At 70.4% G+C, this 21,686-nt stretch carries 19 protein-coding genes; 2 read left to right on the forward strand and 17 right to left on the reverse strand.

All coding sequences use genetic code 11. The features are described 5' to 3' along the window. Positions 1-93: 93 nt before the first annotated feature. From ACIA03_RS06455 to ACIA03_RS06500, 10 genes are all read right to left on the reverse strand, one after another. Complete coding sequence (locus ACIA03_RS06455; protein ID WP_350828288.1) at positions 94-861, reverse strand: pseudouridine synthase; 768 nt, start codon at positions 859-861, stop codon at positions 94-96. Continuing rightward, a complete protein-coding gene (gene scpB / locus ACIA03_RS06460; protein ID WP_396980411.1) occupies positions 858-1,538 on the reverse strand; it encodes an SMC-Scp complex subunit ScpB in 681 nt (226 codons plus the stop codon). Before scpB ends, ACIA03_RS06455 begins: the two co-directional genes overlap by 4 nt. Continuing rightward, on the reverse strand, positions 1,531-2,421 hold the full coding sequence (locus ACIA03_RS06465) for a segregation and condensation protein A (RefSeq protein WP_396980413.1): 891 nt from the start codon (positions 2,419-2,421) through the stop codon (positions 1,531-1,533). The genes scpB and ACIA03_RS06465 overlap by 8 nt, the downstream gene beginning before the upstream one ends. A gap of 11 nt (positions 2,422-2,432) precedes the next feature. Continuing rightward, entirely contained in the window at positions 2,433-2,804 is a 372-nt protein-coding gene (locus ACIA03_RS06470) for a hypothetical protein (protein ID WP_396980415.1), read from the reverse strand. Next, a complete protein-coding gene (locus ACIA03_RS06475) occupies positions 2,786-3,622 on the reverse strand; it encodes a ParA family protein (RefSeq protein WP_396981776.1) in 837 nt (278 codons plus the stop codon). The genes ACIA03_RS06470 and ACIA03_RS06475 overlap by 19 nt, the downstream gene beginning before the upstream one ends. A gap of 411 nt (positions 3,623-4,033) precedes the next feature. Further along, complete coding sequence (locus ACIA03_RS06480; protein WP_160146579.1) at positions 4,034-4,180, reverse strand: hypothetical protein; 147 nt, start codon at positions 4,178-4,180, stop codon at positions 4,034-4,036. 30 nt (positions 4,181-4,210) lie between these two features. Then, the gene (locus ACIA03_RS06485) at positions 4,211-6,832 is read right to left on the reverse strand and encodes a DEAD/DEAH box helicase (RefSeq protein WP_396980417.1); all 2,622 of its coding nucleotides are present in this window, start codon (positions 6,830-6,832) and stop codon (positions 4,211-4,213) included. Further along, positions 6,829-7,725 carry a site-specific tyrosine recombinase XerD gene (gene xerD, locus ACIA03_RS06490; RefSeq protein WP_396980419.1) on the reverse strand — a complete coding sequence of 299 codons (897 nt, stop codon included), beginning with the start codon at positions 7,723-7,725 and terminating at the stop codon, positions 6,829-6,831. Before xerD ends, ACIA03_RS06485 begins: the two co-directional genes overlap by 4 nt. Before the next feature lie 165 nt (positions 7,726-7,890). Further along, positions 7,891-9,006 carry an alanine dehydrogenase gene (gene ald / locus ACIA03_RS06495; protein WP_396980421.1) on the reverse strand — a complete coding sequence of 372 codons (1,116 nt, stop codon included), beginning with the start codon at positions 9,004-9,006 and terminating at the stop codon, positions 7,891-7,893. Between the two features lie 131 nt (positions 9,007-9,137). Beyond that, complete coding sequence (locus ACIA03_RS06500; protein ID WP_396980423.1) at positions 9,138-9,779, reverse strand: NUDIX domain-containing protein; 642 nt, start codon at positions 9,777-9,779, stop codon at positions 9,138-9,140. Positions 9,780-9,801: 22 nt separating this feature from the next. Between ACIA03_RS06500 and pepN the strand changes: the two genes are divergently transcribed. Both pepN and ACIA03_RS06510 read left to right on the forward strand, forming a co-directional pair. Continuing rightward, complete coding sequence (gene pepN / locus ACIA03_RS06505) at positions 9,802-12,240, forward strand: aminopeptidase N (protein WP_396980425.1); 2,439 nt, start codon at positions 9,802-9,804, stop codon at positions 12,238-12,240. Between the two features lie 94 nt (positions 12,241-12,334). Continuing rightward, positions 12,335-12,808: an SRPBCC family protein gene (locus tag ACIA03_RS06510; RefSeq protein ID WP_396980427.1), complete on the forward strand. Its 474-nt coding sequence runs from the start codon at positions 12,335-12,337 to the stop codon at positions 12,806-12,808. A 64-nt stretch (positions 12,809-12,872) separates the two neighbouring features. On the opposite strand, the gene ACIA03_RS06515 is transcribed toward ACIA03_RS06510, so the two are convergent. From ACIA03_RS06515 to ACIA03_RS06545, 7 genes are all read right to left on the reverse strand, one after another. Next, complete coding sequence (locus ACIA03_RS06515) at positions 12,873-14,585, reverse strand: CTP synthase (protein ID WP_396980429.1); 1,713 nt, start codon at positions 14,583-14,585, stop codon at positions 12,873-12,875. A gap of 14 nt (positions 14,586-14,599) precedes the next feature. After that, positions 14,600-16,525, reverse strand: a complete 1,926-nt coding sequence (steA, locus tag ACIA03_RS06520; protein ID WP_396980431.1) for a putative cytokinetic ring protein SteA — start codon at positions 16,523-16,525, stop codon at positions 14,600-14,602. 168 nt (positions 16,526-16,693) lie between these two features. Then, the gene (gene recN / locus ACIA03_RS06525) at positions 16,694-18,457 is read right to left on the reverse strand and encodes a DNA repair protein RecN (RefSeq protein ID WP_396980433.1); all 1,764 of its coding nucleotides are present in this window, start codon (positions 18,455-18,457) and stop codon (positions 16,694-16,696) included. Continuing rightward, entirely contained in the window at positions 18,450-19,445 is a 996-nt protein-coding gene (locus ACIA03_RS06530) for an NAD kinase (protein WP_396980435.1), read from the reverse strand. The genes recN and ACIA03_RS06530 overlap by 8 nt, the downstream gene beginning before the upstream one ends. Beyond that, positions 19,442-20,305, reverse strand: a complete 864-nt coding sequence (locus ACIA03_RS06535; RefSeq protein ID WP_396980437.1) for a TlyA family RNA methyltransferase — start codon at positions 20,303-20,305, stop codon at positions 19,442-19,444. The genes ACIA03_RS06530 and ACIA03_RS06535 overlap by 4 nt, the downstream gene beginning before the upstream one ends. A gap of 11 nt (positions 20,306-20,316) precedes the next feature. Further along, positions 20,317-20,589 (reverse strand): hypothetical protein, encoded by a 273-nt coding sequence (locus ACIA03_RS06540; RefSeq protein ID WP_396980439.1) that lies wholly within the window; start codon positions 20,587-20,589, stop codon positions 20,317-20,319. Further along, a complete protein-coding gene (locus ACIA03_RS06545) occupies positions 20,586-21,635 on the reverse strand; it encodes an HAD-IIA family hydrolase (protein ID WP_396980441.1) in 1,050 nt (349 codons plus the stop codon). Before ACIA03_RS06545 ends, ACIA03_RS06540 begins: the two co-directional genes overlap by 4 nt. Between the last annotated feature and the right edge of the window lie 51 nt (positions 21,636-21,686).

Here is a 21,686-nt window from a genome sequence, read left to right on the forward strand (position 1 = left end):
GGAGTGGGTCCGGCGTCGTCGTGCTCATCGCGCGCTGCTGCATGTCACTCACCTTAGCGGTTCGAGATGGCGTACGCATCCAGGATTCGAGCCTCAGAGCTCGGTGTTGTCGAGGAGCTCGCCCAGCTCCTCGCGGGAGAGGTCGCGCATGTCGCCCGGCTTCATCGTGCCGAGCCGGACCGGGCCGATCCGGGTGCGGGTCAGGCGGGTGACCGGGTGGCCGACGTGGTCGAGGAGGCGGCGCACGATGCGGTTGCGGCCCTCGTGGATGACCAGCTCGATGATCGACTTGTCCTTGCGGGTCTCCATGATCCGAGCCTTGGTCACGGTGACCGGGCCGTCCTCGAGGGTGACGCCGGCGAGCAGCCGCTTGCGTACGTTGGGGAAGATCTCACCCTTGACCTCGGCGACATAGGTCTTGTCGACCTCGTAGCTGGGGTGGGCCAGCCGGTGGGCGAAGTCACCGTCGTTGGTGAGGATGATCAGGCCCTCGGTGTCGGTGTCGAGCCGGCCGACGTGGAAGAGCCGCTCCGGGCGGTCGGCGACCAGGTCCGACAGGTTGCGCCGGCCCTCCGGGTCGCTCATCGTCGAGACCACACCACGCGGCTTGTTGAGGACGAGGTAGACCTTGCCGGAGATCGGCGGGAGACGCTTGCCGTCGACGCGTACGACGTCCTTGCCGGGGTCGACCTTGGTGCCGAGGCGGGTGACGACCTCGCCGTTGACTTCGACGGAGCCGTTGAGCATCAGGATCTCGCTGCCGCGGCGCGACGCGATGCCGGCCAGGGCCAGCAGCTTCTGGAGCCGGATCAGGCCCTCGTCGTCCAGCGGCAGATCGTCACGCTCAGGAAGGTCACTCACGAGTTGGATTCTCCCGCATCCTCGGAGTCGGGCCCATTCGTCGCTGACCCAAGATCCGGCCCAGCCTCCGGTTGCGCGGCGAGCGCCTCCTGGCTGACCTGCTCGGTCAGCTCCTCCTCCATGTCGGCGAGGTCGGGCAGGTAGGGAGCGAGCTCGGGCAGCTCACCGAGGTCGGTGATGCCGATCCGCTCGAGGAAGTAGCCGGTGGTGCGGTAGAGGTTGGCGCCGGTCTCGTGGTCCTGGCCGGCCTCCTCGACGAGACCGCGGGTGAGCAGGGTGCGCATCACACCGTCGACGTTGACTCCGCGGATCGCGGAGACCCGGGCGCGCGAGACCGGCTGCTTGTAGGCCACCACGGCCAGCGTCTCCAGGGCCGCCTGGGTCAGCCGGGCCTGCTGGCCCTCGAGCACGAAGCCCCCGACGACGCTCGCGTACTCCTCACGGGTGTAGAACCGCCAGCCACCCGCGACGTTGCGCAGGTCGAAGCCGCGCCCCTGCTCGGTGTATTCGGCGGACAGACCCTCCAGGGCCTCGACCACCGTCGCCGTCGGATGAGCCACGGCCGAGGCCAGCGCGGCCGCCTCGAGCGGCTCGTCCGCGACCATCAGCACCGCCTCGAGCGCCGGACGCAGGTCGGCCAGCTCGATCGCCAGCGTCTCTTCGGAGGCCTCAGTCATCGTCCTTCTCCCCATCCTCGGCGCCGCCCTCCACGGGCGGCTGCCCCTCGAACTCGTCCTGGATCAGCTCGTCGACATCGAGCGCCTCGTCGCCGGTCCAACGTACGGTCAGCTCGCCCAGCGCGGTGACCTGGTCGAACGCGACCGCACCTTCGCGGAAGAGCTCCAGCAGCGAGAGGAACCGGGCCACGGTGGTCAGCGTGTCGGGCGAGTCGGCGCACAGGCCGCGGAAGGTGACCTGTCCCGAGGCGCGCAGCCGTTCGATGACCAGGGCCGCCTGCTCCTTGACCGACACCCTCGAGCCGTGGATGTGCGCCAGCCCGATCTCGGGCGGCCCCGGCTTGGGCGCCATCGCCGCCGCGGCGAGCTGGGCGAACTGGTCCAGCCCGATCCCGATGAGCACCTCGGGCAGCAGGCCGGCGTAGCGCGGCTCGAGCTGGACCGAGCGCGGGTGGCGCTTGGACTCCTTCGCCAGCCGATCGCCGAACACGGCCGCGACCTGCTTGAACGCCTTGTACTGCAGCAGCCGCGCGAAGAGCAGGTCACGCGCCTCGAGCAGCGCGAGGTCCTCCTCGTCCTCGACATCGCCCTGCGGCAGCAGCCGGGCCGCCTTCAGGTCGAGCAGCGTGCTCGCGACCAGCAGGAAGTTCGAGGTCTGGTCGAGGTCCCAGGCACCCTTCCCACTCTCGGCGGCACCCTTCTTGACGTACGCGATGAACTCGTCGGTGACCGTGGCCAGGGAGACCTCGGTGATGTCGAGCTTGTGCTTGGCGATCAGGCTGAGCAGCAGGTCGAAGGGGCCCTCGAAGTTGCCGAGGTGCACCTCGAAACCACCGGCGCCGCTCGACTCCTGCTCCTCGGCCCCGTCCGGGGCTGGTGTCATCTGTGTTGCCGTCACCGTGGGTCGGCGAGCCGGTGCACGAGGGCGCTGTCGTCCCCGTACTCCTCCAGGTCGGCCAGCACGATCGCGAGCGCCTCGCGCACCAGCCGGCCGCGGTCGACCGCGATGCCGTGCTTGGCGCGCAGGTTGAGCCGGGCGTGCTCGAGGTCGAGCAGCTCCTCGGAGGTGATGTAGACCGTCATCTTCTCGTCATGACGTACGCGGCCGCTCGACCGCTTCTTCGCGGCCGGCGCCTCCTCGGCCGGCTCGGGCACGGCGTGCACCGGGCGGGCCTTCGCCTCGGCAGCCGCCGCGGTGGCAGCACCGTCGGACGTACGCCGGAAGAGGTCGTCAGCGGCGGGAACCCTCACTCGCCTCGTTGCCATCGGGCCAGCACCTCCTTGGCGAGCATCCGGTAGGAGTCGGCACCGGTGGAGCTGGACGCGTACTCGGTGATCGGCTCGCCGACCACGGTGGAGTCGGCGAACTTCACAGTGCGGCGGATGACGCTGTGGAAGACCCGGTCGCCCCAGCCGTTGACCAGGGTCTCCATGACCTCGCGGCTGTGCATGGTGCGGCTGTCGTACATCGTGCCCAGTATTCCGTCGATCTTCAGACGCGGGTTGAGCCGCTCCTGAACCTTGTCGATGGTGTCCTTGAGCAGCGCGACGCCGCGCAGCGCGAAGTATTCGCACTCCAGCGGCACGACCACGGAGTCGGAGGCGGTCAGCGCGTTGACGGTCAGCAGCCCCAGGCTCGGCTGGCAGTCGATGAGGATGACGTCGTAGTCGGCGACGGCCGGAGCCAGGGCGCGGGCCAGGGTCTGCTCGCGGGCGACCTCCTGGACCAGCTGCACCTCGGCGGCGGAGAGGTCGATGTTGGCCGGGAGCAGGTCGACGCCGTCGATGCCGGAGGGGACGACGACGTCCTCGAGCGTGATGTCACGCTCCATCAGCAGGTTGTAGACGGTCAGCTCGATCTCGTTGGGCTGGAGCCCCAGACCGACCGAGAGCGACCCCTGCGGGTCGAAGTCGACGAGGAGGACCTTGCGGCCGTGCTCGGCCAGCGCGGCACCCAGGTTGATGGTGGTCGTGGTCTTGCCGACGCCACCCTTCTGGTTGACCATCGCGACCGTACGCGCCGGGCCGCCGGTGGCGGGGCCGGGCTCGGGGAGGTGGGGCCAGGGCCGACCGGTCGGACCCATCTTGTTCTTGCCCGGGGAATCGAAGGAACCCGCATCGGGCTCGGGGGCGTTGGCGCGCAGCCGGGCCGAGGGCGGATAGGCCGGCGGCGCCGGCGTCTGCGGAGGCATCTGCGGCGCTGTCGCGCCACCTGCTCCGAAATAGCTGTCTTCCATTCCTCCACCCCCGGTTGAGTTGCCGCGGCCCTGGAACGATCACGGCGTGCGGGTCTATATGTCGACACGGCGACTCTAAGACCCAGATCTGCGCGACTCTAGGAGCCGCGCCGGGCGTGTCACAAGGCAAATCCAGGTGATTCTGCTACGCGATCCGAATCTGTTGATGACCTGTGCACTTGGCGCCGCGCCTGGCCCACAGGAAGGGCCTTCGATGTGGAGAAACCTGTGGACGGATCTCCGCTCGATCGGCCGCCCTCAGCGCGACCGACGGCGCTTCTGGAACTGGTCGTACGCCTTGCTCGCAGCGTCCTTGATCTTCTTCTGGTTCTCGGGCTTGCGAGCCTCGTCGGCGATCTTGGCGATCGCCGCGACGACGACGGGGTTCTTCAGTAGCTTGCGCACGCCTCAACGCTAGCGGAAGCAAGCAACCAGTCACAGCCGACGCATCGACACGGTCGCCAGAACCAGCTCGCCGGCCTCGTCGCTCGCATCCAGATCGGCCACCGCCTCGATCACCCAGTCGTGGTCGCCGGCGGGGTCGTCGATGGTCTGGGTGATCCGCCAGACCCGGGTGTCGTCATGGGTCTCGTCGTCCTCGTCCACGCCCGCCGGCGCGCCCCGCTCGGCGGTCCAGGTGAGCAGCTTCGGGGAGCGCGAGTCGGCGGAGATGCCGACGTCGTCGTGCTCGGCGAAGTAGGCCTCCAGGGCGTCGTCCCAGCGGGACCGGGTCATCACGACCTCGCGCGCGGGCTCGAAGCGGTCGGCAGCCGCGCGCTCCAGACGCATCAGGCCGTCCAGGTCGTCGCGCGAGACCGCGTCGACCCGGGCCCACATCGCGTTGCGAACCATGATCTCGAAGGCGCGAAGCTGTTGCGACAGGGACCGCGGGGGCGGCGGTGCCTCGTGGTGGGCCACCGCCGAGGGGATGTGCTCGGGATCGGAGAGCGCCTCCCACTCGTCCAGCAGGCTCGAGTCGGTCTGCCGGATGGTCTCCCCCAGCCACTCGATCAGGTCCTCGACCTCGGGGGTCTTGTAGGTCTCGGGGACCGTGTGCCGGAAGGTGCGGTAGGCGTCGGTCAGGTAGCGCAGCACCAGGCCCTCGGAGCGGGCGAGCTGGTAGCGGCGTACGACGTCGGTGAAGGTCATGCCCTGCTCGTACATCTCGCGCAGGATCGACTTCGGGTCGAGGGCGTCCTCAGGCAGCCACGGGTGGGTGCCGCGGTAGACCTCGAAGAGGGCCTCGAGCCGTTCGGCCATCGGCTTGGGCCAGGTGATCTCCTCGATGAGAGCCATCCGCTCGTCGTACTCGACACCGTCGGCCTTCAGGTTCTCGATCGCCTTGCCGCGGGCCTCGTGCTGCTGGGCGAAGAGGATCTGGCGCGGCGGCTCGAGGACCGACTCGATCACCGAGACGATCTCCAGGGTGTGCTCCGGCGACTCCGGGTCGAGCGTGTCCAGCGCGGCGAGGGCGAAGTGGGCCAGCGGCTGGTTGAGCGCGAAGTCGGCCGGGAGCGCTTCGGTGAGGACATAGCGGCGCCCGTACGCGTCGGGCTCGGCCAGCCGGGTGAGCACCCCGCTGTGCACCAGCGAGCGGGTCAGCCGCAGGGCCCGGCGGGCGAGCTTGAGCTGGGTGCGCCGGTCCTCGTGGTTGTCCATGGTGATCCGGCGCATCACCGCGAACGCGTCCTCGTCGCGGGCGACGACGTTGAGGATCATCGAGTTGTCGACCTTCATCCGGCTCTGCAGCGGCTCCGGAGCGCCGTCGACGAGCTTGGTGAAGGTCGCCTCGGTCCACACGACCGTGCCCTCGGGCGGCTTCTTGAGCTGGGCCTTGGAGTTCTTCTTGCCGGCCTTGCGGCGCTCCTCGGACTTCGCCTTGGCCTTCTCGTTCTCGATGATGTGCTCGGGCGCCTGGACGACGACGTAGCCCTGGGTGTCGAAGCCGGCCCGGCCGGCGCGGCCGGCGATCTGGAGGAACTCCCGCGTGCGCAGGATGCGCTGGCGGCGGCCGTCGAACTTGGCGAGGCCGGTGAAGAGCACCGTGCGGATCGGGACGTTGATGCCGACGCCGAGGGTGTCGGTGCCGGCGATGACCTTGAGCAGACCGGCCTGGGCCAGCTGCTCCACCAGCCGCCGGTAGCGGGGCAGCATGCCGGCGTGATGGACGCCGATGCCCTTGCGCAGGAGCTTGGCCAGGGTCTTGCCGAAACCGGCCGCGAAGCGGACCGGTTCGAGCCGCCGGGCGATCTGGTCCTTCTCCTCGGTGGAGAGCTTCAGCCAGCTCGCGTTGAGCAGCGAGGTGCCGTGGGTGACGGCGTCCTTCTGGGTGAAGTGGACGACGTAGACCGGTGCCTGTCCGGTGGTGACGAGCTCCTCGAGGGTCTCCGGGAGCGGGGTCAGGCGCCAGTCGAAGGTCAGCGGAACGGGTCGTTCCGCCTGGTCGACCAGCACGGTCTCGCGGCCGTTTCGCCTGGTCAGGTCCTTGGCGAGGGCGCTGGTGTCACCCAGGGTCGCGCTCAGCAGCAGGAACTGTGCCTGCGGGAGCTCGAGCAGCGGCACCTGCCACGCCCAGCCACGGTCGGGCTCGCCGTAATAGTGGAACTCGTCCATGATGACGAGCCCGACGTCGGCGTGCTTGCCCTCACGAAGCGCCAGATTGGCGAGCACCTCGGCGGTGCAGCAGATGATCGGGGCGTCGGCGTTGACCGACGCGTCGCCGGTGAGCATGCCGACGTTCTCGGCGCCGAAGGTCTCGACCAGGTCGAAGAACTTCTCGCTGACCAGGGCCTTGATCGGCGCGGTGTAGAAGGAGACCTTGTCCTCGGCCAGCGCCGCCGCGTGCGCCGCCGCCGCGACCAGCGACTTCCCCGAGCCGGTCGGCGTCGCCAGAATGACGTTGTCGCCGGCCAGGATGGACATGATCGCCTCGTCCTGGTGGGGGTAGAGGCTGCGGCCACTCCCCTCGGCCCACTCCACGACCGCCTCGTAGACGTCGTCGGCACTCGCGCCGACCTTGGGGATCCAGTCGGTCGTGCCCGTCGCGATGTCTGTCACAGGGCCCTCGGGTGTGCGGTCGCGAAGACCTCTCGGAGATTGTCCACGGTGACAAGAGTGTAGATCTGCGTCGTGGTCACCGATGCATGGCCCAGCAGCTCCTGCACCACACGTACGTCGGCGCCCCCGTCCAGCAGGTGGGTGGCGAAGGAGTGGCGCAGGGTGTGGGGCGAGACGTCCTTGTCGATCCCGGCGCGCTCGGCGGCACGGGTCAGGACCGTCCAGGCCGACTGGCGGGAGAGACGGCCGCCGCGGGCGTTGAGGAAGAGCGCGCCTCCCGAGCGGGTGGAGGCGAGGTCGGGACGGGCGCGGGTCAGGTAGGCCTCGACCGCCTCGATGGCGTAGGAGCCGACCGGGACGATCCGCTCCTTGCCGCCCTTGCCGCGCAGCAGGACGACATGGTCGACCCGGTCGAGGTCGTCGACGTCGAGCCCGACCGCCTCGGAGATCCGGGCGCCGGTGCCGTAGAGCACCTCCAGGAGCGCCCGGTCGCGCAGCGCGAGCGGGGTGCCGGGGGCGCCGGCCGCCTCCAGGATCGCCTCGACGTCGGCCAGCGGGAGCGCCTTCGGGAGCCGCTTCTCCGCGCGCGGCGGCTTCACGTGGCCGGCCGGGTTGGCCTCGACCAGGCCGTCGGCCACCGCGAACTTGTGGAACCCGCGCACCGCGACCACCGTCCGCGCCGCCGAGGTCGCGCTCAGCGCCGGATGCTCCTCGCTGCCCTCGCGCAGGTGCGCCAGGAACCCCGACACCGTCGCCTCCGAGACCCCGGCGAGGTCATCGACGCTCTGCTGGGCGAGGAACTCGGCGTACCTCCTCAGGTCGCGCCGGTAGGACGACAGCGTGTTGGCCGCAAGCCCCCGCTCGACCGTGAGGTGGTCGAGATACGTACGCATCGCGTGCTCCACCGCTGTCACCCTCCCCATCCAACCAGCCGAGTCGGCTCATCCTGACCGAAAACACCGCCGAGTCGGCTCATCTTGACCAGAAATGCCGCCGAGTCGGCTCGTCATGACGAGCCGACTCGGCGGGTTTGCACGTCAGAACGCGCCGACTCGGCGTCAGGCGAGGACGGTCTCCAGCGCGACGGCGTCGATGCCGACGGCCTCGCCCACGGGCGCGTTGGTCAGCTGGCCGGCGTGGGTGTTGAGGCCCTTGGCGAGCGCGGCGTCGTCACGCAGCGCCTGGGCCCAGCCCTTGTTGGCCAGCGCGACGGCGTACGGCATTGTCGCGTTGGTGAGGGCGTAGGTCGAGGTGTTCGGCACCGCACCGGGCATGTTGGCCACGCAGTAGAACGTCGAGTTGTGGACCTGGTAGGTCGGGTCCGCGTGGGTGGTGGCGTGGGAGTCCTCGAAGCAGCCACCCTGGTCGATGGCGATGTCGACGAGCACCGAGCCCGGCTTCATCCGCGAGACCAGGTCGTTGCTGACCAGCTTCGGCGCGGCCGCGCCCGGGATCAGCACAGCGCCGATGACCAGGTCGGCACCGAGCACCTGCTCCTCCAGCGCGAGCTTGTTCGACGCCAGCCCGTGGACCTGGTTGGAGTAGCGCCAGAACGACATCCGCAGCTTCTCCAGGTCGGTGTCGAGCAGGGTGACGTCCGCGCCCATGCCGAGAGCGATGTTGGCGGCGTTCTGGCCGGAGACGCCGGCACCGATGATGACGACCTTGGCGTTGGCGACACCGCCGACACCACCCATCAGCGTGCCGCGGCCGCCCTGGGCCTTGAGCAGGTTGTAGGCGCCGACCTGGGGCGCCAGGCAGCCGGCGACCTCCGACATCGGGTAGAGCAGCGGCAGCGCCCGGTTGGGCAGCTCCACGGTCTCGTACGCGATCGCGGTGACCTTCTTGGCCAACAGCTCCTGCGTCAGCGGCTTGTCGGCGGCCAGGTGGAGGTAGGTGAACAGGGTCAGGCCCTCGCGCAGGCGGTGGTACTCCTCCGCGACCGGCTCCTTGACCTTCAGCACCATGTCGGCGTTGCCCCAGGTCTCGTCGGCGTCGCCGAGGATCTTGGCGCCCACCGCGGCGTACTCGCCATCGGAGATCGAGGAGCCGACGCCGGCACCGGCCTCGACGAAGACCTCGTGGCCGTTGGCCACCAGCTCGTGAACGCCCGAGGGGGTGATCGCCACCCGGTACTCGTGGTTCTTGACTTCCTTGGGTACGCCGATTCTCATGTCTCTCCCCTGAATGTGGTGGTCCGTGGGTTACGGGTCAGCCGGATGTTCGCCGCCTGATGCGGCATGTCTAACCCGGTGTGGCGCAAGTCACCAAAACCACGTCGTTCGGTCATCGACCAGTCGCCTGATCAGACTCTGCCACGTGCTTTGAGGGTGGCGTACGCAAGGACGGCCTGGACCACCGGCGAGTCGGTCGCGCGACCGCTCAGCACGGCCTCCAGAAGCTCCTCGAAGGGCACCCAGTGGACGCTCATCTCGGCCTCCTCGTGCTCGAGCTCGAAGCCGTCGCGGTCACTGGCGGTGAGGCCGCGGGCGAGGAAGAAGTGGTGGATCTCCTCGGTGAGCCCGGGTGAGGCGTACGTCGAGAGCAGCGGCGTCCACTCGGCCGCCTCGTGGGCCACCTCCTCGCGCAGCTCGCGCACGGCGACATCGAGCGGGTCCTCGCCGGGATAGTCGATCAGGCCGGCCGGCAGCTCCACGAAGCGCCGCTTGGCGGGATGACGGTACTGGGTGATGACCAGGGCCCGCTCCTCCTCGTCAAGCGCCAGCACGACCGCGGCACCCGGGTGCTCGACCACCAGGCGCCGGAACGGCTCCTCGTCCTCGTGACCGGGGCGGTTGATCCGGTCGGCGCGCAGCGCGACCACCCAACCGTCGCGGTGGAGGTCCTCGCTCGAGGCGACCGGCCAGCTCTCGGGGGTGTCCCACTCGGTGAGCGGTCCCTGGTCCAGCGGCACGGGCGAGTCCGAAATTCGTGCGTCCGATGTCATGGCCCGAGGCTACCCTCGGCTCATGTCTGCCACCTCCCCCGCCGCCCCTGCCTCACTGACCCAGGAGGAGGCGGCCGCGCGGGCCGCCACGGTCACCGTCGAGCACTACGACATCTCGCTCGACATGACCGGCCTGCTGGAGGGCGAGACGCTCTCCAGCGTCTCCACGATCACCTTCTCCGCGACCCCTGGATCGAGCACGTTCGTCGACTGCGTGGCCGAGGTCTCGGCTGCCACCCTCAACGGCGCGGAGCTCGACCTGGCCACGATCAGCGCCGGACGCATCCCGCTCGAGGACCTCGCCGAGACCAACACCCTGGTCGTCACCGCCTCCCAGTCCGACACCGCCTCCTCCGAGGGCGTGCTGCGAACTGTCGACCCGTCCGACGGCAACGTCTACGTGTGGACCTCCTTCGAGCCGGACGACGCCCGCCGGCTGTGGGCCTGCTTCGACCAGCCCGACCTCAAGGCGGTGCACGCGTTCACCGTGACCGCGCCCGAGGAGTGGACGGTCCTGTCCAACACCGCACCGGCGGACGTCTCGGACCCGGCGGAGGGGGCGCGGACCTGGGTCTTCGAGGACACTCCCCCGCTCTCGACGTACGTCGTGGTGGTCAACGCCGGTCCGTTCGTGGAGGTCCGCGCCGAGCGCGGTGGCTACGACCTCGGGCTCTACGCCCGTCGGTCGCTGGCGAGCCAGCTCGAGCGGGACCGTGAGGAGATCCTCGACGTCACCGAGCACGGGCTGGCCTGGTTCGGGAGCAAGTTCGCGATGCCGTTCCCGCAGACCAGATACGACCAGATCTTCGTGCCCGACATGGGTGGTGCGATGGAGAACTGGGGCGCGGTCACCCACAGCGACATGTTCCTCTACCGCACGGCACCGACCCACGCCGATCGCACCGAGCGTACGAACGTGATCCTGCACGAGATGGCACACATGTGGTTCGGCGACCTGGTCACGATGCGCTGGTGGGACGACCTGTGGCTCAACGAGGCGTTCGCCTCCTGGGCGGCCGTGTGGGCCTCGGCGGCGCTCCCCGACTACGCCGACGTGTGGGCCTCGATCGCGCTGACCGAGAAGAAGGCGGGTTACGACATCGACGCCACGCCCGCCACCCACCCGATCCGCGGGGTCGTGCCCAGCGTCGACGTCGCGATGGCCAACTTCGACGCGATCACCTACATGAAGGGCCAGGCGGTGCTCCAGCAGCTGCACGCCTACATCGGCGAGGAGGCCTACCTCGCCGGGCTGCAGGCCTACTTCGCCGAGCACGCCTACGGCAACACCGTCCTCGACGACCTGATGGGCGCCTTCGGGGCGGCCGCCGGCAAGGACCTCTCCGGCTGGACGACGGCGTGGCTCGACCACGCCGGCACCGACGTGATCACCCTCGCCGACGGCAAGGTGTCGGTCACCAGCGCCGACGGCACCGTACGTCCGCACCGGCTCGACATCGCCTCCTACGACAACTCCGGCGCCCTGCTCGCGACCACGCCGGTCACCGTCGAGGGCGAGCCCGTCGCGGTCTCGCTCCCGGACGCGGCCGCCCACCTGGTCAACGCCACCGACGTGACCTTCGCGGCGGTCCGCTCCGACGAGGCCAGCGAGGCGTGGCTCGGTCAGCACGCCGGGCTGCTGCCGGACGCGGTCGCACGAGCGGTCGCCGTCAACAGCGCCTGGTCGGCGCTCTTCCGCGGCGAGATCGGCGGTCCCGAGGTCGTCTCGCGGGTCCTGTCGGTGCTGGAGCGCGAGAAGAACCCGCAGGTCACCGGCGAGTTCCTCGGCATGGCCGTGGGCGCGGCGGAGCTCTGGACGGCGCCCGACCGGGTGGCCGAGCAGCGTGCGCTGGTCGCCGGAGCCGCCGCGGCGCTCGCCGAGGACCCGGCCAACCGCGACACCGCGATGCGTGTCCTCGCCTCGCACGCGACCACGCCCGAGCAGCTCGCCCTGGCCGAGACCGGCGCCGCCGAGGACGTACAGGTGGCCTGGCGGCTACTCGGCCGACGCGCCGAGCTGGGCGACTACGACGCCGAGGCGGTCGCCGCCCTCGAGGCCCGCGACCCGGACCCCGAGTCGTGGGTCAGCGCCCTGGGCGTACGCACCGCGCAGCCGCTCGCCGAGGCCAAGGAGGAGGCCTGGCAGGTGACCATGGTCGAGCGTCGGCTGCCGCGCACCGACAGCGCCTACGCGCTGAGCTCGGCGTTCTGGCGGCCCGGCCAGGACGAGATCCTGGCGCCGTACGCACAGCGCTATCTCGACGCCGCGCGCGAGATCAGGGGTGGTGGCCTGCTCGCCTACGGGCTCCAGCTCCGGTTCTACCCGGCGCAGGCCGGTGAGGACGTGGCAGCTGCCGCCCGGAAGGCCTGCGAGGGCGACGCCCTGGTCCCGTTCGTGCGTCAGACGATCGTCCGCCTGGCCGACGTGCACTCGCGGCAGGTCGCGGCTCGCGCTCGGTGAGCTCGTTCCGGCTCGAGAAGGTCTCGAGAAGGTATGGCTCCCGGGGTTGTCGGGTACCCCGGGTGTCGTACGCAATCGAGAGGAGACCAGAGACATGAGCACGATCGAGAAGAGCGTTCACGTCGGAGTTCCGGTCCACACCGCGTATGACCAGTGGACCCAGTTCGAGACCTTCCCTCAGTTCATGGAGGGCGTCGAGTCGGTCCAGCAGCTCGACGACAAGCACCTGCACTGGAAGGCCGAGATCGGCGGCGTCACCCGGGAGTGGGACGCCGAGATCGTCCACCAGGTGCCCGACGAGCGGATCACCTGGCGTGCCGTCGAGGGCACCAAGAACCAGGGCACGGTGTCGTTCTCCCCGGACGAGATGGGCAAGGCGACCCAGGTGACGCTGCGCCTCGAGTACGAGCCCGAGGGCGCGGTCGAGAAGACCGGCGACCTGCTCAAGATCGTCGACATGCGAGCCAAGGGAGACCTCGAGCGGTTCAAGGACTTCATCGAGGAGCGTGGCACCGAGTCCGGTGCCTGGCGCGGCGAGGTGAAGCCGACCGGCGAGGTACGTCGCTAGAAACACAGACGCAGAGCCCCTGGATCCGGCGCACGCCGACCCCAGGGGCTCTGTCAGTGGATGTTCAGGCCTCAGCCGGCTCCGGCAGCTCGACCTCGCTGACCTCACGGCGCAGGTTGGTCTCGTCGATCGGGAACCGCTGCTCCTTCTGCCGGTCGAGGGCCGCCTTCACAAGCCCGGCGAAGAGCGGGTGGGGGCGGGTCGGCCGCGAGCGGAGCTCGGGGTGGGCCTGGGTGGAGACGTAGTAGGGGTGTACGTCACGGGGCAGCTCGACGAACTCGACGAGCTGGTTGTCGGGTGAGAGGCCGGAGAAGACCAGGCCGGCGTCCTCGAGCTGGTCGCGGTAGGAGTTGTTGACCTCGTAGCGGTGGCGGTGACGCTCCTCGATGGAGGTCTGGCCGTAGACCTCGGCCGCGATCGAGCCCTTCTTGAGCTCGGCCGGGTAGAGCCCCAGGCGCATGGTGCCGCCCAGGTCGCCCGCGCCCTCGACGTACGCCTTCTGCTCCTCCATCGTGGCGATGACGGGCTCGGGGGTCTCGGCGTCGAACTCGGTGGAGTCGGCCTTCTCCAGGCCGAGCACGTTGCGGGCGTACTCGATGACCATGCACTGCAGGCCCAGGCACAGGCCCAGGGTCGGGATCTGGTGGGTGCGGGTGTAGGTCAGCGCGCCGAGCTTGCCCTCCAGGCCACGGATGCCGAAGCCGCCGGGGACGCAGACGGCGTCGACGTCGTGGAGGTTCTTGGCGGCGCCCTCGGGGGTCTCGCACTCGTCGGAGGGGATCCAGCGGATGTTGACCTTGGCCTCGTTGGCGAAGCCGCCGGCGCGCAGCGCCTCGCCGACGCTCAGGTAGGCGTCGGGGAGGTCGATGTATTTCCCGACCAGACCGATGGTGAGCTCCTCCTTGGGGTGGTGGACCCGGCGGAGCAGGTCCTCCCACAGCGCCCAGTCGACGTCGCGGAAGGGCAGGTCGAGCTTGCGGACCACGTAGGCGTCCAGACCCTCGCGGTGGAGGACCTTCGGGATGTCGTAGATGCTCGGCGCGTCGGCGGCGGTCACCACGGCGTCCTCGTCGACGTCGCACATGAGCGCGATCTTGCGCTTGATGCCCTCGGGCAGCTCGCGGTCGGCGCGGCACACGATGGCGTCGGGCTGGATGCCGATCTGGCGCAGAGCCATCACCGAGTGCTGGGTCGGCTTCGTCTTGAGCTCCTTGGACGGGCCGATGTAGGGCACCAGGGAGACGTGGACGAAGAAGACGTTGTCGCGGCCGAGGCGCTGGCGCACCTGGCGGGCGGCCTCGAGGAACGGCAGCGACTCGATGTCGCCGACGGTGCCACCGATCTCGGTGATCACCACGTCGACCTCGGGGCCGTGCATCGCGAGGATCCGCTCGGAGATCTCGTCGGTGATGTGCGGGATCACCTGGACGGTCTCGCCCAGGTAGTCGCCGCGACGCTCCTTGGCGATCACGTTGGAGTAGACCTGTCCGGTGGTCACGTTGGCGTGGCCGACCAGGTCGGTGTCGAGGAACCGCTCGTAGTGGCCGATGTCGAGGTCGGTCTCGGCCCCGTCGTTGGTCACGAAGACCTCACCGTGCTGGAACGGGTTCATCGTGCCGGGGTCCACGTTGAGGTACGGGTCCAGCTTCTGCATGGTGACGCTCAGGCCACGCGAACGGAGAAGACGGCCGAGGGACGATGCCGTCAGGCCCTTTCCCAATGAGGAGGCGACGCCCCCGGTGACAAAAATGTGCTTGGTCAAGCTCGCCGACTTCATGGGCCTCAATCCTATCAACGCTTCAGCAGCCCACCGAAACCTGACGCACCGAAATCGCCACCTTGTTGGCTGGTCTGCCGAGCCAGCGCGAGCGGTGCGGCCACCTGGCCGCTGAGGGTCTCGATCCCGTCGACCGACGCGAACCATCCCGGCCAGTCGTTGGCGCGGAGCTTCTCGAGGTCCTCGGAATCGGTGGGAGCCGTCACGACCAGCCCTTTCGTGGTCGCTCCGAGTCCCTCGGTCAGGCCTTCGACCGCGGTGGTGTCCTGGCTGTCCTCGCCGAGGACGACCAGGACGAGGTCGGCCGGTCCGGTGGGTCGCCCCTGGGCCTTGACCAGGTCGCCGGTGAGCAACGCCACAGCGGCGGTCTTGGCGGGCTGGTCGAACTCTGCGGGCGGCGTCTTCCCGGCGTAGGTCTCGCCGATCACCTGCCCCATCCGCTGGTAGGTGGCCTGCTCGGCGTCGCCGCGGCCGAGCTGCTTGACCAGCTGGGTGGCCAGGCTGTCGACATACTGGCGGCGGTCCGGGTCCAGCAGGTTCGGTCGTACGTCGAGCACCCCCGTCGTCGCGCCACCGGCCGTCTTGATGTTGGTCGTGAGCGCCTCGACCGTCTTCCGGTCCGCACCGGGGAAGGTGAGGACCGCGACCTTTCGGCCGGTGAGCTTGCCGGGCAGCAGCGCTGCGCCTGCCTCCTCCACGAACCGCGACTCGGCGGTGGGCTGCGGGTCCTTCCCGGTGCCTGGCCCGCTCTCGCCGGAGGTGGTGCTGGCCTCGGCTCCGTCGCCGGCCCCGAGTCCGGCGCCGATCGCGGTGAGGTCGTGGTCGGCGGCCCAGATGCCGGCGGGTACGCCGATCGCCAGCGCCGTCACCACGGCCAGGACCGGGAGGACGAGCCGGCGGCCACGCGACTCCTTGCGGCGCACCACCGGGACCGCGGAGGCGTCGATCAGCGTCGGGCCAAGCGCGAGCCGGGTCAGATAGGTGCCGGCCAGGCCCGGGCGCTGGTCCTCGAGGAAGTCGGTCAGGGTGGTGCTCAGCCCGGCCCCGATGACCAGCGAGGGGTGCTGCGCGTAGGCGACCAGGAGGGCCGCGTCCTCGGGGGCGAGGGCTGACTCGAAGCGCTTCGGCTGCACCCCGACCCGGTCGAGGAGCTCGGCGGCGCTGTCGCTCGCGGAGGCGCCGGGCGCGAGGACGACCTCGGCGGCGCCGGTGAGCACCTTCGGTTCGGGGTAGGTGTCGGGGTCCGGGCCCAGGACGAGCACGGCGTGGCGTACCTGCTTCTTGGTCAGCCTCTTCGCCGCGGCACCCACCGCGATGATCGCCGGGCGCCGCTCGCGCAGGAAGCCGTCGAGGTCGCCCAGGAACCGGTCCAGGTCGGGATGGTCGGCGACCACCACGACGGGGCGGCCGGCCAGCGGCGTGTCGAGAGGAGGTACGCCGCTGCCGTGCAGCAACACCTCCTCCTCGCGCTTGAGCAGCTCGCTGCTGTTGTGGGTGAAGAGGTCCAGGTGTGAGCTCAGGCCTCGCTTGGCGTTCTCGAGGTCGCTCTCGAGCGACTCCTGGTCGAGCGCCCGGCCTGAGGTCAGCAGCTGCTCACCGTCGAAGACCTCGCCGTCGAGCAGCCGGGCCTTCCGCCCGTCGACCAGCTTCTCCAGACCCGCCTCGCCGATCCTGTCGATCAGCACGATGCCGGCATCGGCCAACGTCTGCGGACCCCTGTTGGGGTAGCGCCCCGACACCATCGGCTGGGCGTTGACCACGGCGATCACGCCCTTGGCGGCGATCGCCAGCGCGGTGGTCCGGTCCAGGTCGACGTGGTCGATGACCGCGATGTCGCCCTCTTTGAGCCGCGGGATCAGCGCCCGGGTGGGCCGCCCCGAGCGGAGCGTGCCGCGGATGCCCGGGAGTACGGAAGGAATCTGGCGAGTAGGCAGTCTCATGGCTCGTCAATCCTCCCCCGGTATCCGTGCGCGTCCCCGGATCTCCCATCCGGCGAGTCGGTCGCTGTGGCGGCCGGATGCGCGCGTTTGGCGGCCGAATCAGCAGTTGTGGCGTGTGTCGTTGGCCACAACTGCGGACTCGCCCGCCACAACTGAGGTCTCGGCGGGTCAGGCCTTGGCGGCGCGGGCCACCTCGAGGAGCTCGCGGGCGTGCGCGATGGCCGTGTCGGAGGCCGTCAGCCCGGCGAGCATCCGGGAGAGCTCGCGCTCGCGGGACTCGTCGTCGAGGACGGTGAGGCCGGAGCTGGTGACCACGCCGTCGCTGGTCTTCTCGACCGCGACGTGGTGATCGGCGAAGGCGGCGACCTGCGGGAGGTGGGTGACGACCAGGACCTGGGCGGTGCGCGCGAGGTGGGCGAGGCGGCGACCGATCTCGACCGCGGCGGTGCCGCCGACACCGGCGTCGACCTCGTCGAAGACGAAGGTCGGAACCGGGCTGGTGGCAGCCAGGACCACCTCGATGGCCAGCATCACCCGGGAGAGCTCACCGCCGGAGGCGCCCTTGTGAAGCGGGCGCGGCTCGGAGCCGGTGTTGGCCGCCAGCAGCAGCTCGACCTCGTCGAGGCCGTTGGATCCGTAACGCAGCCAGCGGTGGTTCTTGCCCGAGCCGACCTTCAGCGGGGCGTGTGGCTCGTCCTCGGAGGCGGGCGCGTCGGTCTCCTTCTGGCGTACGTCGACCACCAGTCGCGCATGCGGCATGGCCAGCCCGGTGAGCTCGTCGCTGACCGCCTCGGCCAGGGCACCGGCGGCGTCGGTGCGCGCCGCCGAGAGCGCGAGACCGGCCTCGGCGAGGGCGGCCCGCAGCCGGGTGCGCTCCCCGCGAAGCTCCTCGATCCGGTCGTCGTCGGAGTCGAGCTCGAGCAGACGCTTGGCGCCGGTCTCGGCCCAGGCGAGCACCTCATCGATGGTCTCGCCGTACTTCCTCGTCAGCGCGGTCAGGGCCGCGCGCCGCTCGGAGACGACGGACAACCGGGCCGGGTCGGTCTCGATCGCGGTCGCGTAGGAGGCCACGTCGGCGGCCAGATCGGAGAGCAGGTAGGAGACCTCCGCCAGGCGGTCGGCCAGGGACGCCGCGTCGGGGTCGTGGTCGCGCACCCCGTCGAGGGCCTGACGCGCCGCGGAGATCGCACCCAGGGCATCGGGGGCGTCGACCTCCGAGGAGAGCGCTTCGCGGGCCTGCTCCGCGGCGGTGCGCAGGGTGTCGGCGTAGCCGAGCTTCTCCTCCTCCTGAGCGAGCGTGACGTCCTCGCCGGACTCGGGCGAGACCTCCTCGACCTCACCGAGGCCGAAGCGGAGCAGGTCGGCCTCCTGCGCCCGCTCCCGGGCGTGGGTGGTGACCTCGTCGAGCTCGCGCTCGACCTTCTGGAGCTGGGCGTGGATGTCGCCGTAGGCCGCGATCAGCTTGGCGACGGCCTCGCCGCCGAAGCGGTCCAGCGAGTCGCGCTGGGCACGCGGCTGCAGCAGCCGGTGCTGGTCGGACTGGCCGTGGACGGCGACCAGCGGTGAGGTCACCGCACCGAGGGTCGCGACCGGGACGGTCGCTCCACCGACGTACGCCCTCGCGCGTCCTTCGGCGGCGACGGTGCGGGCGACGAGGACGCGGCCCTCCTCGACCTCTCCCCCGGCCTCCTCGGTCGCATCGACGACGCCGGGCAGCGAGCGGGCGTCGATGACACCCTCGACCCGGGCCGCCTTCTTGCCCTTGCGGACCGAGCCGGCGTCACCACGGCCGCCCAGGAGCAGCCCGAGCGCGGTCACGATCATCGTCTTGCCCGCACCGGTCTCACCGGTCACCACGGTCAGCCCCGGTCCGAGCTCCAGGGTCGAGGACTCGATGATCCCGAGCCCGGAGATCCTGATCTCCTCAAGCATTCTCGCCTCCGTTCATCCTGAACGGACGCCGTTCAGCGGCGCCTCGCCATCCCTCCACGGACAGTCCGAACTTCCGCACCAGACGATCCGTGAACGGGGCCTGGTGCAGGCGGACGAGTCTGACAGGCTCCGCCCCCCGGGTGACCTCTATCCGGGCGCCCGGGCCGAGCTCGTAGGAGCGCCGGCCGTCGCACCAGAGCACTCCGGCGCCGTCGGCCCGGGTGATCACCTCCACCGCGAGAACCGAGGTCGGCGCGACCACCATCGGCCGCGCGAACAGCGCGTGGGCGCTGATCGGGGTGAGCAGCAACGCTTCGACGCCCGGCCAGACGACCGGGCCGCCGGCGGAGAAGTTGTAGGCCGTCGAACCGGTCGGGGTCGCGCAGACGACGCCGTCGCAGCCCCACCTCGACAGCGGCCGGCCGTCGATCTCGACGACCACCTCGAGCATCCGCTCGCGGGCGGCCTTCTCGACACTGGCCTCGTTGACCGCGAACGTACGGAAGACCTTCTGGCCGTCCTCGAAGACGCTGACCTCCAGCGCGAGGCGGTCCTCGGAGGTGTAGCGACGCTGCACGATCGCCTCGATGGTCGACTCGACGTCGTCGTACTCCGCCTCGGCCAGGAAGCCGACATGTCCCAGGTTGACCCCGAGCACCGGGGTGCGATGCGGCTGGACGATCTCCGCGGCCCGCAGGATGGTGCCGTCGCCGCCGATGACGAGCGCCAGCTCGCAGTCGCGGCTCGCGTCGTCCTCGCCGTCGGCGAGCTCGAGCTTCGGTTCGTACGCCGCCGGGTCGATGCCCAGGTCGGCGGCCTCGCTGGCCAGCATCCTGACCACGATCCCGTGGACCGCGAGCGACTTGGCACAGGCGAGGCCGACCTCGCGGGCCTCCTCGCGGCCGGTGTGGATGAGCATCAGGACGCGCCGGACCTCGGCTGGGTCCACGGGAGCTGGGTCCACAGCAGGGGTATCGGCGTCGGTCACGGATCAACCTTCTCAGACGGCACCGACACAATCCCGGTGGCGGGGCTCTCCAGGCCGCGCTGTTCGCGCACGGCCTCCTCGATCTCGTCCTCGGTGATGGTGGCCTCGCCGCGGCGCAGCCACAGGAAGAACTCGACGTTGCCCGACGGGCCCGGAAGCGGGCTGGTCGTGACCGCGCGGGCGCCCCAGCCACGCCGCGCGGCGGCCGCGGCGACAGCGTTGACGGCCTCGGCGCGCAGCGCCGGGTCGCGGACGACGCCGCCCTTCCCGACGCGGTCCTTGCCGACCTCGAACTGCGGCTTGACCATCAGCGCCAGGTCGCCGTCGGGGCTGGTGACCCGGATCAGTGCGTCCAGGACGAGCTCGAGGGAGATGAAGGAGAGGTCCCCGACGACGACGTCCACGGGGTCGCCGATGACCTCGAGGGAGAGGTCGCGGATGTTGGTGCGGTCGTGGACGATCACCCGTTCGTCCTGCTGCAGCCGCCAGGCGAGCTGGCCGTAGCCGACGTCGACGGCGACGACCTGTCGGGCCTCGTTGCGCAGCAGTACGTCGGTGAACCCGCCCGTCGATGCGCCGGCGTCCAGGCAGCGGCGGCCCGCGACCGAGAGTCCGAGCGGCTTGAACGCGGCGAGTGCTCCGGCGAGCTTGTGGCCGCCGCGGGAGACGAAGTCGGGACGGTCGGGGTCCTCGGTCACCACGATGGCGACGTCGGTGGTGACGCCCGTGGCCGGCTTGGTGGCGCGGTTTCCCGAGACCGTGACCCGGCCGGCGGCGATCAGCTCGCTGGCGTGCTCGCGGGACCGGGCCAGCTTGCGCCGGACCAGCTCGGCGTCGAGACGCAGGCGGCGAGGAGGCATGCGCTCGCCTCTCAGGGCTGGTCGGTCGGCTGCGGCTCGCCGGACGCCGCGGCGATCCGGGCCATCGCGTCGTGGGCCTCGGTGTCGGGGTCCAGTGCGCGGCGCAGCTCGGTGTGGGCGGCCTCGAAGACGCCGACGTGCTCGGTCAGCGGCAGCTCGTCGAGCCGGTCGAGCGTCTCGAGGACCGCGTCGACGCGGGCGACACCGGTGTGCGGCGCCCTGCCGGTGCCACCCAGCCCGGCCGAGGCCTCGGCCGGAGTCTCGTCGAAGTGCTGCTCGCTCATGAGGCCGAGACTACCGTCCCGCCGTCGGCATCCGGGCCAGGCGGCACGGCCTGTGCGCCGATCGTGACCACCGATCCGGAGGCGTCCAGGTGGGCCCAGGCGCTGGCCGCGGCGACCCGCCACCAGTCGTCGGGGTGTCCCTGGCCGGTGACCAGCAGCTCCCCGTCGCGTACCTCTGCCGTCCAGCCACCGAGTCGCGCCGTCGTGTCGTCGGTCTCCGGCGCGGCGTGGGTCTCCAGCAACCCGCCCAGGTCGGAGGAGATGTAGGACGGCCGCCGCTGTGGCTCGGCCGCCACCAGGTGCGCGAGATCGGTGACGCCGGTGAGCACGAGCAGCGTGTCGATGCCGATGTTGCGGCCACCCTCGATGTCGGTGTCGAGCCGGTCGCCGACCATCAGCGGGTGCTCGGCCGCGGTGCGTCGGATGGTCTCCTCGAGCAGCGGCCGCGACGGCTTGCCCGCGACGACCGGCTCGACGCCGGAGAACCGGCGCAGGGTGTCGACCAGGACACCGTGACCCGGCGCGATCCCGTAGGCCGCGGGGAAGGTCATGTCGGTGTTGCTGGCGACCCAGAAGAGCCCGTCCTTGATCCGTACGGCCGCACGGAGGATGTCCTTCCACAGCAGCTCGGGGTTGTAGCCCGTCACGATCGCCTCGGCGTCCTCGTCGACGGCCACCGGCACCAGGCCGGCGGCCTCGAGCGGCTCGCGCAGGCCGGCGGCGCCCAGGTTGACCACCTTCGCACCCGGGGCGAGTCGCTCGGCGAGAACATGAGCGGCGGCCTGCGCCGAGGTGACCACGTCCTCGGCGGTCGTCTCGATCCCGAGGTTTCGGATGTTCGCGGCGACCTTGGCCGGAGTCCTGGCGGCATTGTTGGTGATGAACGCCACATGCAGCCCGGCCTCGCGTGCCGCGGCGAGCGACTCGGGAGCGCGCGGGACCGCGGCGCCACCGATGTAGACCACCCCGTCGAGGTCGAGCATCGCCACGTCGTAGACGGAGGCGAGTGGCTGTTCTGAGCCCTTCAACTGATGGCCGGTCAGCACACGGAGTTCCTTACTCTGAGTCGGGGGTTCGGCGAATGGCACCAGTGTGAC

It is taken from the genome of Nocardioides sp. NPDC051685, from assembly GCF_044453405.1.
Classification (GTDB): Bacteria; Actinomycetota; Actinomycetes; order Propionibacteriales; family Nocardioidaceae; genus Nocardioides.

What these genes read in the sequence shown, in the direction of transcription:
- ACIA03_RS06500 (WP_396980423.1), bottom strand. Translation starts at nt 9,779, where the DNA reads ATGACATCGGACGCACGAATTTCGGACTCGCCCGTGCCGCTGGACCAG.
- ACIA03_RS06465 (WP_396980413.1), bottom strand. Translation starts at nt 2,421, where the DNA reads ATGACACCAGCCCCGGACGGGGCCGAGGAGCAGGAGTCGAGCGGCGCC.
- ACIA03_RS06470 (WP_396980415.1), bottom strand. Translation starts at nt 2,804, where the DNA reads ATGGCAACGAGGCGAGTGAGGGTTCCCGCCGCTGACGACCTCTTCCGG.
- ACIA03_RS06515 (WP_396980429.1), bottom strand. Translation starts at nt 14,585, where the DNA reads ATGAAGTCGGCGAGCTTGACCAAGCACATTTTTGTCACCGGGGGCGTC.
- ACIA03_RS06535 (WP_396980437.1), bottom strand. Translation starts at nt 20,305, where the DNA reads ATGCCTCCTCGCCGCCTGCGTCTCGACGCCGAGCTGGTCCGGCGCAAG.
- steA (WP_396980431.1), bottom strand. Translation starts at nt 16,525, where the DNA reads ATGAGACTGCCTACTCGCCAGATTCCTTCCGTACTCCCGGGCATCCGC.
- ACIA03_RS06510 (WP_396980427.1), top strand. Translation starts at nt 12,335, where the DNA reads ATGAGCACGATCGAGAAGAGCGTTCACGTCGGAGTTCCGGTCCACACC.
- xerD (WP_396980419.1), bottom strand. Translation starts at nt 7,725, where the DNA reads ATGCGTACGTATCTCGACCACCTCACGGTCGAGCGGGGGCTTGCGGCC.
- ACIA03_RS06475 (WP_396981776.1), bottom strand. Translation starts at nt 3,622, where the DNA reads ATGGGTCCGACCGGTCGGCCCTGGCCCCACCTCCCCGAGCCCGGCCCC.
- ACIA03_RS06540 (WP_396980439.1), bottom strand. Translation starts at nt 20,589, where the DNA reads ATGAGCGAGCAGCACTTCGACGAGACTCCGGCCGAGGCCTCGGCCGGG.
- scpB (WP_396980411.1), bottom strand. Translation starts at nt 1,538, where the DNA reads ATGACTGAGGCCTCCGAAGAGACGCTGGCGATCGAGCTGGCCGACCTG.
- recN (WP_396980433.1), bottom strand. Translation starts at nt 18,457, where the DNA reads ATGCTTGAGGAGATCAGGATCTCCGGGCTCGGGATCATCGAGTCCTCG.
- ald (WP_396980421.1), bottom strand. Translation starts at nt 9,006, where the DNA reads ATGAGAATCGGCGTACCCAAGGAAGTCAAGAACCACGAGTACCGGGTG.
- pepN (WP_396980425.1), top strand. Translation starts at nt 9,802, where the DNA reads ATGTCTGCCACCTCCCCCGCCGCCCCTGCCTCACTGACCCAGGAGGAG.